Genomic DNA, 13,016 nt, shown 5'->3' on the forward strand with positions numbered 1-13,016 from the left:
CGCCGGCCTATTTCCCCGGAAGGTCCGTGGCGGGCAGATCGCTGACCACCACCCCGGAGGCCAGCCCGTGACGGGCGTCGTCAGCCAGTTCGGGCTTCACGCTCCTGCCGCTGAACACCCCGGCACGCCGCAGCAGGGCCGCCCACACCGGATCGGCGACGCTCACTCCGTGCACCAGTTCGGGCGTCGGCCGGAACACCGCCACCCCACGTCGAGCCGCGGGCGCGGTCCAGCCCGTCCGCGCCGGGTCCAGCCCGGCCGCACGGCAGGCCGCCTCCACGTCGGTGCGCGTGCAGGCCGCGGTGCCGTCCAGCACCTGCCAGGGCGGCGGCAGCGCCGCCCACACCGCGGTGTTGGGGTCGACGTCGCCGCCGGTACCGCGATGCCAGGCGGCCAGGTCGGCGGCCATCAGACGCATCACCTTGCCCGGACAGGCCACCTGAAGCAACTCCAGCGCGTCCAGCGACGCCAGGCAGGCCAACCAGCCGGTCCGGGCCGCGTTGTAGGCGACCGCCAGGTTGTTCCACGTGGTGGAGTCGTCGCCGGGCCGTACGATCATCGTGGTGCGGTCGGTGCCGGGGTTCCAGCGGGCACGGAGCAAGTCGGCGCTGTGCCGCATGGCGGCCGACCACTGGCCAAGCAGCCGTCCACGCTCCTCGTCGGTCAGGCGTTCCAGGACGTCAGGGGTCGTCCGAACCTGGGCGATCATCCACCAGTCGCTCCGGTCCGTGCACCGGCCGAGCAAGACCTGGGCGATCTCGTCGAACGGGTTCTCCCGCCCGGACAGGCTGAACTCCCGGCGCACCTTGCGCCGCGCGGCGTAGTACGCCACGAAGCACGCGGCGTCGACGTCGGTGACGAACCGCTCCAGGGGGGTGTCCGCGGCGAAGCCGGTGACACCCACCATGAGCAGGCGCCGCTTGTCCTGCTCGGTGCTCAGCGTGCCCGCCTTGGCGGCGATCCGGCCCAGCAACCTGAACCGGCGGTTGTACTGCCGCTTGGACAGATCCATGCCCGCCGCCGCCCGGGCGTCCCGGTTGAGTCGGTCGGCCAGGAAGTCATCGCGGTCCGGCGTCCACCGGATCTCGTGCCCCACGCTCGCCGCGAACTCCAGCAGCGACTCGGGATCGTCGGGGTCGACCTCCACCGACCGCTCGAACAGGCGGCTCGCCGCCGCGACCTGCCGGGCACCACCCACCGGCCTCGCGTAATCGGTGGACATCGAGGAGAACCGGCCCTTGCGGCGGGAGGAGTGTTTGGCCGCACGCTCCAGCACCACACGCTCGCGCCGCGACAGCTGCCCGTCCAGTGCTCGCAGCACCAGGTCGGCGACGTCCTCGGGCCGGTGTCGCCGATCCAGCGAATCGTGCAACTCGGCGAGGATCTGCCGGCGGGACCGGTCTCTGTCCTTGTCCTTGCGGAACGTCATGGGAGCCATGATCCTGGCTGGTTCGATCCGACTTCGACTGGTTTTATCCGGTCGCAGCTGTCTGCTCGGTGGTGTCGCAGGGTCGGCGCAGGCCGTCGAGCGTCAATGTGAGCAGCCGCTCGGCCCTACCGGGATCGGTGGTCGCCTGGGCGATGCCCGCGGTCAGCTCGACCAGGTCGACGAACTCGACGTCCGCCCGTACGGATCCGGCCCGCTGGGCTGGGTGGAGCAGACGCTCGGCGGCACCGCGCAGCATCGCCCAGCAGTCCACCCCGGCCGAGGAGGTGGCGAGCATCATCCGCGCGCCCAGCCCGTGGTCGGTCATGGCGTGCGTGATCAGCAGGCGTAGCCAGGCGACCAGCGCCTCGCCGGGTGGCATGGCCTCGGCCAGCTCTTTCGCCTGCGCGCACAGCCTGGTCAGTCGCCCCTGGAACACCGCCGCGAGCAGCGCGTCGCGGGTGGGGAAGTGCCGATAGAGCGTGCCCGGCCCCACCCCGGCCCGCCGCGCGATCTCGTTCAGGGACGCGTCGGGCCCCTTTTCGGCGATCACGGCCATGGCTGCCGCCACCAGCAGGTCATGGTTACGGCGCGCGTCGGCGCGCATCGGCCGCGTTTGCACGGGACACCTCGGAGGTTGAAGCGGAGAGACTCTCCGTATTATAGTCCCCGGAATATCCGGAGAACCTCTCCGGAAATTCCGAATGGGGCAGGAGACCATGACAAGCACGCGCAAGAACGATGCCCCGCGCCTCGGCAGGGTCGGCCTCTGGACCTTCGCCTTCGACGGCGAGCCGGCGGGCGAGGTGCGCGACGCGGCGGCCGAGATCGAGGAACTGGGCTACGGCGCGGTGTGGTTCGGCGAGGGGTTCGGACGCGACTCGGTGAGCCAGGCGTGGCTGCTGCTTTCGGCGACCCAGCGGATCACGGTGGCGGCGGGCATCGCCAACATCGCGCTGCGCGACCCGATCTCCATGGCCGCCGCCGAACGGGCGCTCAACGAGGCGCACCCGGGCCGGTACGTTCTGGGCCTGGGCGGGCACCGGGTCAGCGACACGCCGATCCAGATGGACGGCTACGCGATCCCCAGCCGGGGCAGGGCGGTGGCCACGATGGGTGCGTACCTCGACGCGATGGACGCCATCCCGCTGAACTCGCCCGCGCCGCCGTACCCGCCACACCGGATGCTGGCCGCGCTGGGCCCGAAGATGCTGGCGCTGGCGGCCCGGCGCACGCTGGGCGCGCACCCGTACTTCGTGCCCGTGGAGCACACCGCGCGGGCCAGGGAGATCATGGGGCCGGGCGCGCTGCTCGCGGTGGAACAGGCCGTGGTGCTGGACCCGGACCTGGACAGGGCGCGAGAGGTGGCCAGGGAGCACGTGTCCCTCTACCGCGGCGCCGCCCCACACCAGATCGCCAACCTACGCCGGCTCGGCTTCGACGAGGACGAGGTCGCGCACGGCGGGGACAGGCTGATGGACGCGATCGTGGCCTACGGCGACGTGGAGGCGATCGAGAAGCGGGTCCGAGCCCACTTCGACGCGGGCGCGGACCACGTGTGCCTGCAGGTGCTCACCGCACGCCCCGGCGAGATCCCGCTGGCCGAGTGGCGTGAGCTGTCCGCCCTGACAGCCCTGTAGTGGCGAGAGCAGATCGGTTCGATGATCGCCCGGCGGGATGGGCCGTTCGCGAGCAGGCTCTACGACCGGCCTGCGAGAGGAGGCTCCGTTTACCGCTCAGCGGCCGGGTTTTCCTACCATGCTGGGGTGGAAGTGCTGAGCGAGCGGGAGTGGCGGGGCCGGGCCTCGGCGCATCGGGACCGGGTCGGGGCCTGGATCGAACCGCATCTGCGCCGTGGCCGGGAGCAGGTCGCCCACCCGGTCGAGGACTTCCTGTTCACCTACTACACCTTCCGGCCCGGACGACTGCTGCGATGGCATCCGGGGGCCGAGGTGATCCTGGCGGGGGCGAGTTCCTACGGGGCGAACTACCGCGACTGCGCCGAAGGCGCGGTGCTGGACCTTGAGCTGGTGCTGCCGCAGCGCACGGCCGCGATCAGTTGGACGAGGGAACTGCTGGCCGCCACCGCGAGCCGTCCGCCCTATCTGGGCTGCTTCGGGATGCACGAGTGGGCGATGGTCTACCGGACGCCGGAGGTGGAGATCCGGCACTCCTCCTTCCCGCTCCGGCTCTCCCCCGAACGGATCGAGGAGATCGTCGACCAGCGCGGAGTACGGTGCGGCCACTTCGACGCGTTCCGCTTCTTCACGCCCCCCGCCCGCCCGCTCAACGTGATCCAGCCGACCCGCGAACGCCAGCGGGAACTGGAGCAGCCGGGTTGCCTACACGCCAACATGGACCTTTACAAGTGGGCCTACAAGCTGTCGCCGCTGATCGGCAGTGAGCTGGTCGCCGACTGCTTCGCGCTCGCCCGCGACATCCGGATCGTGGACATGCGGGCCAGCCCGTACGACCTGAGCGCCCTGGGCTACCGGCCGATCCAGGTGGAGACCGCCGAGGGCCGCGCCGAGTACGCGACCGCCCAGCGCGCCTTCACCGAACGCTCCGCCCCCCTCCGCAGGCGTCTGCTACAGGAGTGCGACCGGCTGCTGGCCCTGACCTGACCGGCACCGCCGCGAGGTTCATGGCCTGCCGAACGGGGCTGCCACCGGGTACCGCACGGCTCAGGGGTCCAGAACGGTGTGCCGGTGGAACAGGCCGCAGAGGCGTTCGAGGCCGAGGCCGCTGATGAGGAGGCGCTCCTTGGCGTCGCTGAGGAGGCCGGCGGTCCAGGTGGTGAATCCGCCGTCGCCGAGGCTGTGGTCGTCCCCGGTGGAGGTGGTGGCGCGAATCTCGAAGCAGGCGCCGTCGTAGTAGCCGCGGCCGCTCACCCGGTCGTCGTCGAAGGCGAACGTGGTGCCCGGATGCGCCCGCGCGAGCCGATCCAGGACGTGTTCGCGTAGGGCCTGGCGATGCCGCCCCTCGGTCAGGTCGGTGAGGAACACGTGTACGGCGGAGATCCGGTGGCCGAGCTCGCGGGCACCGCGCAGGACGTCGAGGTGAACGCCGATCTGCTCGGCCAGGGCAGCCGTCTCGAAGGCGAACGAGCCCTCGGCGCGACCGGCGGTGCACAGCGCCAGCAGCGCGAAGTGCGCCGGCATGCCGGGCCCGGCGAAGAGCTGGGCGCGCACCACCCGATGGGTGGCGGCGAGCCGGACCCGCCGGCGCGATCGAGGGTCGGCCCGCAGTAGTTCCCGGCGGCGCACCGCGCATTCCAGGGCCAGGACGTTGGTGGCGTCCGAGACGACCTCGGTGTTGCGGACGGTGGTGACCATTTTGTGCTGGTCCACGGTCGCCACCGCCGAGTTGGTCCCCAGCGGGCAGACCGGCGACAGCGCCAGCCCGGTGAAACCATGCCGGGCCAGCCGTTCGTGACCGAGCGCGTCCAGGCGGGCCAGTTCGCCCGCGTCCAGCACCGACGGCGCGGTGAAACGGTTGCGCTCGTAGGCCCGCAGCAGGCCACCCGGTGTCACGGTGGCGGCGCGGCGGCGGTAGACCTCCAGCAGCAGCGTCTGCAGGTCGGTGGGCGAGAGCCGTTCGACCAGGGCGCTCAACAACCCGGGTGCGGCCCCCTCACGCAGGACCCGATCGAGCCAGGGGTCGGACTCCGACAGATCACTCATCACCTCATCGTGCTGGACGGCAGAGCACCGCCGCATCAGATTTATCCGTCACGCCCACGCCGCCGCACCTGACTTCTCGTGGAGCCCGGCTCACTCGGCGGGGTCGGTACGAGGGCGATCGCGAAGGTCTGGAGGTAGAGCGGGACGGCGGCATCAGACCGAAGACCGACGCCGAGCAGGGGAACGGCGTCGCGACGGACGAGGCGAAGGCCCGGTAGATCGTCACTCGGGGCTTGACCTGGTCGTCAGAGTTTGCTGACAGGTCGGCAAGGCCCCAGAATCCCCTTCTGGAGGGGATCCATGGGGCGGAGAGCGGACTACGCGGTGCGAGCCGTGGCCCTGGCCCTGGGGGCGCTCGGCCTCGCGGCGCTGGCCGCGCACCTGGTCATCGAGCTCGCGATCAACCCCCGGCCGCCCGGCGTCGGCGACACCGCCCGCGTCCAGGCACTGCTCAGCACCCCGCTGGGCATGCTGATCGTGCTGCGCCGTCCCGGGCTGATCGTCGGCTGGCTGCTCCTGCTGGTCGGGGCGGCCAACGGCTGGGTGACGCTCGCCATCTCCCTGTACGAGGTGTACGGGCAGGGTGCGGTGCCGCTCCCGCCGCCGCTCTACTGGCTCCTCTGTTTCCGTAGCGCCGTCACCACCTGCACGGCGCTCATGCTGCCGCTCGCGCATCCGGACGCCGGCCTGCTGCGGCCCCGATGGCGCTGGGTCTACCTGGCGCTGATCTCGTGGCAGCTGCTCCTGCTGGTGATCGCCATCCCGCGGCTGCACGAGTCCGCCGGGCCGCTCGCGAGCCTGTACCAGGTGTCCGCCGCGATCTGCGAGCCGCTGCTCTGGGTCAGCCTGCTCGTGCTGCTCGTCCGGTTCTGGCGCGCCGGCCCGGACGTACGGCGGCAGATCGCCTGGCTGGCGCCCGTCGTGGCGTTCGACAACCTCGCCTTCAACGAGATCCTCGGCTGGGACTACCTCTGGCTGGACACCGTCGGCGAGGCGGCCGTGCCGATCGCGGTGGCCATCGCCGTACTCCGCTACCGGCTCTACTCGATCGACACGCTCGCCAGCCGGGCCCTGGTCGGCGGCGCCCTGGTGGTCTTCGTCGCCACGGCGTACCTGGCCGTCGGCGCGCTCACCGGACTCTTCCTGGCCGACTACGGCGAGCTCTTCGGCGTGGTCGCGGCGATCTTCGCGGGCCTGTCGTTCCTGCCCGTCCAGCGGCGCCTGCAGCGCCTGCTCGACCGGCTCCTGTACGGCAGGAGCGGCGATCCCCAGGTGCACGCCGAAGCCCTGCGGCGGCAGATTCGGCACGCCGGTCCCGCCCAGGCGCTGGAGGCGGCGGTGCGGGCGGTGGCCGAAGGCCTGGCGGTGACCGGGGCGGCGGTCGAGACCGAGGAGAGCCACGTCGTCGGCGAGCTCGGGGACGACCCTCGCAAGGTCCCCCTGGTGTGGCACGGTGAACCCGCCGGGACGCTGCTCCTCGGCCCGCCCGGGGCGCGGCGCTTCCCCCGGGCGTACGAGCGGCGGATGCTGGCCGTCCTGGTGCCGATCGTCGCCGACGTCGCGCACGCCGTACAGATGGCTCATGACCTGCGGCGCTCATGGGAACAGGCGGCCGGGGCGCGGGAGGAGGAGCGGCGGCGGCTGCACCGGGACCTGCACGACGGGCTGGGGAGCCGGTTGACCGGGATAGCGATCGGGCTGGAGGCGGCGCGGCGATCCCTGGGGAAATCCCCCGAGCTGGCCCATCGGCTGCTGTCCGATCTCCGGGTGGGGATGGACGCCGTGAACGGGGAGATGCGGGAGCTGGTGCAGGGCCTCCGGCCCCGCACTCTGGACACGGTCGGGCTGGAGCAGTCGATCCGGCTGCTGGCGCTGGAGGTGCCGGTCACCGTCGAGGGGAGCCTGGAGGGACTGCCGCCCGCGGTGGAGATCGCGGCGTACCGGATCATGCAGGAGGCGCTGACCAATGCCCGGCGCCATTCCGGTGCGGAGGTCATCACCGTGGCGCTGGAGCGGGCGGGCGATCTGCGGGTGCGGGTCACCGACGACGGGGTGGGCGTCGGCGAGCCGGCTCGGGGCTCGGGCTCCGGCCTGTCGACGATGCGCGAACGGGCCGTCGAGGTGGGCGGCACCTGCTCGGTCCGTGGCGGCGAGCACGGCGGCACCGTGGTCGAGGCCGTTCTCCCCGTCCCGGTATGACCGGTGCGGGCCGGTGGGTACAGGTGGCCGGGAGATGAGCCGGCCCGCGGCGCGCGCACAGCGTAGTGGTGAGAAGCATGGACTTCTGTCGTCAGCGGACCGGTTTCGTGGGGCCGGGTCATCTCCAGGCGCGGCGTCGCAGCAGGAGTCCGGTGGCGGCGGTGAGGATGAGCAGGGAGCCGGTCAGCAGGAACACCCGCCCGTCGGGCCCGCGCTCACCGCCACCCCCGGTCGCGGCGGGCCCCGACGGGGTCTGCTGCACCTTGCCGTTCCCGTCGGTCCCCGTATCGGTCTCCGGCTCCGTCCCCGCGTCGGATTCGGTATCCGTATCGGTTTCGGTTCCCGTATCGGTCTCGGGCTCGGTTCCCGTCTGGTCGGCCGCGGTGACCGTGAGGGGGTAGGTGGTCAGGGCGGTCCGGTTCTGTACCTCGCACTCGATCGACGGCGCGTTGGCGGCGGTCCCGAAGTTCAGGGCGGCCGGCCGCACCGTCGCCGTGCCCGCGTTGGACGGGGTCGTCTTCAGGCTGACCGAAACCGTCGGTAGCGGGATGACCTGGTTCGCGGCGACCGTGGTGAGCGTGCCCACCCCGGTGGCGGAGGTCAGTCCGGGGAGTTCGCTGATGGACGCGTACGCGTACAGGCCGGTGCCGGTGGTCAGTCCCGTCGCGGGTGCCTTCAACCCGGTGCCCTCGGCGTAGGTCCCCTGCCAGCCGATGCTCATCTGCTCGCCCGTCGTGGCGGTGGTCGGCATCGTCAGCGCGACCTCGACCTTGATGTCCTGCTTCTCGGCCGAGCCGGTGGTGGTGCACTGGTATTCCACGATGCCGGTGAGGACACCCGAGTCCTGCCGCACCTCGGTGACGGCGGCGCCGACCGGCTGGAGGAGGAGGACCAGGCCAACGGCCAGGACGGTGACGGAGAGAACGGATCGGACCCGCAAGGCGACTCCCATTGCGACAAATGTGGCGTTAGGGAAGACGTACTAGGAAATTATCCGGTTGTCACCATGTCCGCATCCGGACAGAAGCGTGCCGTCGCCCTCGGAAGACCCTGTAGGTGCGGGCGTACGGCACCGTCCGGGGCTACTCCCCGTGGGGGACGAAGGTCTACGGTGCGTAATGTCATCGCGGTCATCACCGCACTGCTCGTCGTCACGATCGGATTGGGGGCGCCGGCCATGGCAGCGGACCCGGCCTACAAGGTGCTCGTCTTCTCCAAGACCGCGGGATTCCGGCACGACGCCATCCCCGCGGGCGTCACCGCGCTGCGCGAGCTGGCGGCCGAGAACGGTTTCACCGTCGACGCCACCGAGGACGCCGCCGTCTTCGGCACGGCGGACCTGGCCGGATACCGGGCGGTGGTCTTCCTGCTGACCAGCGGCGACGTGCTGAACACCGCGCAGCGGACGGCGTTCGAGTCCTACATCGCGGGCGGCGGCGGATACGTGGGCGTCCACTCGGCCGCCGACACCGAGTACGACTGGGCCTTCTACGGCGGCCTCGTCGGCGCCTACTTCTCCTCCCACCCGGCCATCCAGCGGGCGACCGTACGGGTGGAGGACCGCACGCACCCCTCGACGGCCCACCTGCCGGCGACCTGGGTGCGCACCGACGAGCTGTACGACTACCGCACCAACCCACGCTCCGCCGTCCACGTGCTGGCCACGCTGGACGAGTCGACCTACTCGGGCGGGTCGATGGGAGCGGACCACCCGATCGCCTGGTGCAGGCCGTACCGGGGTGGCCGGGCCTGGTACACCGGCCTCGGTCACACCATCGAGTCCTACACCGAGCCGGACTTCCGGGCGCACCTGTACGGCGGGCTCCGCTACGCGGCCGGGCTCGCCCCCACGCCGAGTCCGACGGTGTTCCCGGGGAACGCGCCGCTGTCGGCGGGGCGTCCGGTCACCGACCGATGACCACTTCCGCGGCGTTCGCCATGCAGCCCCTGCTGCTGCCCGAGCTCTTCCCCCCCGACCTGCGGCACCGGCTGTCGCTGGTGACGCGGACGGACGAGCGAGTGATCGAATCCTTCGACGGGCCGCTCGACGTGGAGATCCTGATCACCGGCTGGGGGTGTCCGAGGATCGACGCGGACGTGCTGGCCGCGGCTCCACGGCTGCGGGCGGTCGTGCACGCCGCAGGCAGCGTCAAGGGGCACCTCACCGCCGAGGTGTTCGACAGGGGCATAGCGGTCTCCTCGGCGGCCGAGGCCAACGCGCGGCCGGTGGCCGAGTTCACCCTGGCGATGCTCGTGCTGGCCGCCAAGCAGGCGATCGTCAAGGCGCGCGCGTACTCCACGCGGGGCTGGTCGGGCGACCCGCTGCCCGGAGTGGCGACGCCGAGCGAGGGCGGTGGCCTGATCGGAGCGGTGGTCGGCGTCATCGGCGCCTCCCGGGTCGGGCGGCTGGTGATGGAGCGGCTCCGCGATCACGGCGCGCACATCCTGCTCAGCGACCCGTACATCAGTCCCGCCCAGGCGGCGGACCTCGGGGCCAGGCCGGTGCCGCTCGACGATCTCTGCCGCGAGGCCGAGCTGGTCACCGTGCACGCCCCCGCGCTGCCGGAGACCCGCGGGCTGCTCGACGAGCGCCGCCTCGCGCTGCTGCGCGACGGCGCGGTGCTGGTGAACACCGCCCGGGGCTCCCTGATCGACACCGACGCCCTGGTACGGCACTGCGCCACCGGTCGCATCGGCGCCGTCCTCGACGTGACCGATCCCGAGCCGCTGCCCTTCGGGCATCCGCTGCTCGCCCTGCCGAACGTGCTGGTCACCCCGCACCTCAGCGGAGCCAGGGGCAGGGAGCTGCGCCGCCTGGGCGAGTTCGCGGTCGCGGAGGTCGAGCGGCTGGCGCGGGGCCTTCCGCTTCGCGGCGCGGTCCGGCCGGCGGACCTGGATCGGATCGCCTGACGCCCCGGCCGACATTCCCCGCGCCGAGACCGAGAAGACGACGTGCGCCACGCGACTGCGCCGATCCGGCTCTGAACCCGTGGAACGACCTGGGCATCGATAGCCTCTCGCTGCCGGAACTGATTCGACGGCTCGGAAAGCGGTTCCAGGTGACCGTCCCGGACGAGGACACCGGCCAGGCCCACACGGTCGGCGACCTCGTCAGGATCATTCAGCGTCTCGCGGGCTCCGACCCGCCCGCGGACCCGACCAGATAGGCACACGATGACGGAACGACTTATCGAACCCCGCGGGCGCGGGTTCCTGCTGTTCGACTCCCACCCCGCCGGATGCGAGAAGATCGTCGGCGACATGTGGGACCGTGTCGCTCCCGCGACCCCCGACAAGAAGGCCGAGCGTCGTCCGGTCGCCCTGATCATCGGCTCCAGCGCCGGCTACGGGATGGCGGCCACGATCGCGGGGATCCGTCGTTACGGCCTCGACGGCGTCGGCCTGTGCTTCGAGCGCCCGCCCACCGGACGTCGCACGGCCACCGCGGGTTGGTACCGCACCATCGCGACCGCCGAACTCGCGGCCAAGGCCGGCCGCGACTGGTCGTTCGTCAACGGCGACGCCTTCGCCGAGACCACCAAGGAGCAGGTACTCGACCTGCTCGCCGAACGGTTCGGCGGCATCGACTACCTGATCTACAGCGTCGCCGCACCTCGGCGCACCGACCCCGTCACCGGGCAGGCCCACCAGTCGGTGATCCAGCCGCTGGGCGAGGGCTACAGCACCAAGACCCTCGATGTCGGCGGAGACGAACCGGCGCTGAAAGAGATCTGGGTCGAACCGGGTAGCCACACCGAGCGGGCCGACACCATCAAGGTCATGGGCGGCGAGGACTGGGCCCTGTGGGTCGACGCCCTGGTCGGCCGTGGCCTGCTGCGCCAGGGGTTCACCACGGTGGCCCTGTCCTACATCGGCTCGCACCTGACCGCGCCGATCTACCGGGACGGGACCATCGGTGCGGCCAAGGCCCACCTGGAGGAGACCGCGCTCACGCTGAACGGAGATCTGGCCCAGGTCGGCGGGCGGGCCATGACATCGGTCAACGGCGCCGCCGTCACCCAGGCGTCCACCGCGATCCCCGGCATCGCCCTGTACGTCAGCCTCCTGCGGGGCGCCCTCGGCGAGGCCATGCAGTCCCCGCTTCAGCAGTCCGTCGAGCTGTGGGACCGGCTCACCGGCGCCCAGGCGCTCGGCCTCGACGACCAGGGACGCATCCGCCTGGACGGGTGGGAGCTGCACCCGCTCATTCAGGAGCAGGTGACCGAGCGGTGGGAGGCCGTCGCCCCCGACACCGTCGGCGACCTGGCCGATATCGACTGGTTCACCTCCGAGGTGCGCCGTCTGTACGGCTTCGACGTGCCCGGTGTGGACTACCACGCGCCGAGCGAGCCTGACCTGCTCTGGCCCACCCCTGCCGAGTAGCGACCGACTGGAGGAGACGTGCTCCGGTTTCCATGTTCGATCTCCGCGCGGTCGCCGTACGACGGACTGTGGTCCCCTTCACGCCGGGATCCGGAGCACATGTGTTGACCTCGATCATGCTTGAGGTTGCAGGCTGGGTGGCGGCGTACACGAGTGAAGGGGAACCCTGTGAAGGCAGCTGCTTTTTTCGAGTTCGGCGGCCCAGAGGTGCTGCGGCTGACGGAGCTTCCCACACCCGAGGCGGGCGAGGGGCAGGTAAGGGTGCGGGTCAGGGCCGCGGGGGTGCAGCCCGTCGACCTGGCCATCCGGCAGGGCCGGCCCGTGCCGTGGGTGGACGGGGAACTGCCCCGGGTGCCGGGCAACGAGTTCTCCGGGGTCGTCGACCAGGTGGGGGAGGGTGTGGCGGGGCTCGTGGACGGGATCTTCGTCGGCGCCGAGGTGCTGGGCTTCACCCTGCTCAACGCCTATGCCGAGTACGTGGTCGTGCCCGCGGGGAACGTCACGCCCAAGCCCGCGAGCATGCCCTGGGAGGTGGCGGGCGGTTTCACCGCCGGGACCCAGACGGCCCACATGGCGCTGCGGCAGCTCGGGGTGGGGGAGGGGGACACGCTCCTGGTGCACGCCGCCGCGGGCGCGGTCGGCACCGCCGCGGTCCAGCTCGGCCGGCTCTGGGGGGCCACGGTGATCGGCACCGCGCGCGAGGAGAACCACGACTACCTGCGCGAGCTCGGCGCGATCCCGGTCGCGTACGGCGAGGGCCTGCTGGAGCGGATCCGCGACCTGGCGCCCGGCGGGGTGGACATGGTGCTGGACGGCGCGGGCGGCGAGGCGTTCGACATCTCCCTGGAACTGGTGAAGGGGGAGCGCCTCCTCACCCTGGTCGAGCACGACAGGGCCGCCGAGCTGGGGGCACAGCGGACCAGGGGGGAGCGGCTGGCGTCCCGCCTGGCCGAGCTCGCCGCCCTGTACGCCGAGGGCAGGCTCGTCTTCCCGGTGCGCAGGACCTACCCGCTGGAGCGGGCCGCGGACGCGCATCGCGAGCTCGGGACCAGGCACGGCAGGGGCAAGATCGTGCTGGTCGTGGGCTGAGGCCGGGGCTTCCGGGGGGAACAGGGGCGCCTCCGGAAGCTCGGGGCCGGTACGGCAGGGGCGAGGTCGTGCCGGCCCGGGGCTCGGGGTTCCGGTGAACGGAGGCGCGGTCGGGCGGGGGCGCGGAACCCGCTCGGTGGGGCCTGGGATCGTGCCGGTCAGGGATCTGTATCCTCGTCCGACTGGCATTATGGGACGTACTCTTAGTAAGGTTTCTTGTTAATAACGTGCTATCC

At 71.7% G+C, this 13,016-nt stretch carries 12 protein-coding genes; 8 read left to right on the forward strand and 4 right to left on the reverse strand.

From position 1 onward, the window contains the following. Positions 1-7: 7 nt before the first annotated feature. Together AB0K21_RS07480 and AB0K21_RS07485 are read right to left on the reverse strand one after the other, a co-directional pair. Positions 8-1,429, reverse strand: coding sequence for a hypothetical protein (locus tag AB0K21_RS07480; RefSeq protein WP_343962945.1), 1,422 nt, complete (start codon positions 1,427-1,429; stop codon positions 8-10). Between the two features lie 43 nt (positions 1,430-1,472). Further along, positions 1,473-2,033 carry a helix-turn-helix domain-containing protein gene (locus AB0K21_RS07485; protein ID WP_343962943.1) on the reverse strand — a complete coding sequence of 187 codons (561 nt, stop codon included), beginning with the start codon at positions 2,031-2,033 and terminating at the stop codon, positions 1,473-1,475. Positions 2,034-2,145: 112 nt separating this feature from the next. Between AB0K21_RS07485 and AB0K21_RS07490 the strand changes: the two genes are divergently transcribed. Further along, positions 2,146-3,066, forward strand: coding sequence for a TIGR03620 family F420-dependent LLM class oxidoreductase (locus tag AB0K21_RS07490; RefSeq protein ID WP_343962942.1), 921 nt, complete (start codon positions 2,146-2,148; stop codon positions 3,064-3,066). Between the two features lie 126 nt (positions 3,067-3,192). Next, complete coding sequence (locus AB0K21_RS07495; RefSeq protein WP_343962941.1) at positions 3,193-4,050, forward strand: 3-methyladenine DNA glycosylase; 858 nt, start codon at positions 3,193-3,195, stop codon at positions 4,048-4,050. A gap of 60 nt (positions 4,051-4,110) precedes the next feature. Here the strand turns inward: AB0K21_RS07495 and AB0K21_RS07500 are convergent, their stop codons facing one another. Next, positions 4,111-5,109 (reverse strand): hypothetical protein, encoded by a 999-nt coding sequence (locus AB0K21_RS07500; RefSeq protein WP_343962940.1) that lies wholly within the window; start codon positions 5,107-5,109, stop codon positions 4,111-4,113. A 300-nt stretch (positions 5,110-5,409) separates the two neighbouring features. On the opposite strand from AB0K21_RS07500, the gene AB0K21_RS07505 reads away from it, so the two are divergent. After that, positions 5,410-7,308 carry a sensor histidine kinase gene (locus tag AB0K21_RS07505; RefSeq protein WP_343962939.1) on the forward strand — a complete coding sequence of 633 codons (1,899 nt, stop codon included), beginning with the start codon at positions 5,410-5,412 and terminating at the stop codon, positions 7,306-7,308. A 118-nt stretch (positions 7,309-7,426) separates the two neighbouring features. On the opposite strand, the gene AB0K21_RS07510 is transcribed toward AB0K21_RS07505, so the two are convergent. Continuing rightward, positions 7,427-8,260: a hypothetical protein gene (locus AB0K21_RS07510; RefSeq protein ID WP_343962938.1), complete on the reverse strand. Its 834-nt coding sequence runs from the start codon at positions 8,258-8,260 to the stop codon at positions 7,427-7,429. Between the two features lie 159 nt (positions 8,261-8,419). On the opposite strand from AB0K21_RS07510, the gene AB0K21_RS07515 reads away from it, so the two are divergent. The 5 genes from AB0K21_RS07515 (at position 8,420) to AB0K21_RS07535 (ending at position 12,780) form a co-directional block, all read left to right on the forward strand. Next, positions 8,420-9,226: a ThuA domain-containing protein gene (locus tag AB0K21_RS07515; RefSeq protein ID WP_343962937.1), complete on the forward strand. Its 807-nt coding sequence runs from the start codon at positions 8,420-8,422 to the stop codon at positions 9,224-9,226. After that, complete coding sequence (locus AB0K21_RS07520; protein ID WP_343962936.1) at positions 9,223-10,218, forward strand: hydroxyacid dehydrogenase; 996 nt, start codon at positions 9,223-9,225, stop codon at positions 10,216-10,218. Before AB0K21_RS07515 ends, AB0K21_RS07520 begins: the two co-directional genes overlap by 4 nt. Positions 10,219-10,307: 89 nt before the next feature. Beyond that, a complete protein-coding gene (locus AB0K21_RS07525) occupies positions 10,308-10,475 on the forward strand; it encodes a phosphopantetheine-binding protein (RefSeq protein ID WP_364148967.1) in 168 nt (55 codons plus the stop codon). A 7-nt stretch (positions 10,476-10,482) separates the two neighbouring features. Then, positions 10,483-11,691, forward strand: a complete 1,209-nt coding sequence (gene fabV / locus AB0K21_RS07530) for an enoyl-[acyl-carrier-protein] reductase FabV (RefSeq protein ID WP_343962934.1) — start codon at positions 10,483-10,485, stop codon at positions 11,689-11,691. 168 nt (positions 11,692-11,859) lie between these two features. After that, on the forward strand, positions 11,860-12,780 hold the full coding sequence (locus AB0K21_RS07535; protein ID WP_343962933.1) for an NADP-dependent oxidoreductase: 921 nt from the start codon (positions 11,860-11,862) through the stop codon (positions 12,778-12,780). Positions 12,781-13,016 lie beyond the last annotated feature (236 nt).

This window comes from Streptosporangium sp. NPDC049248 (genome assembly GCF_040678965.1).
GTDB classification, from domain to species: Bacteria; Actinomycetota; Actinomycetes; order Streptosporangiales; family Streptosporangiaceae; genus Streptosporangium; species Streptosporangium fukuiense.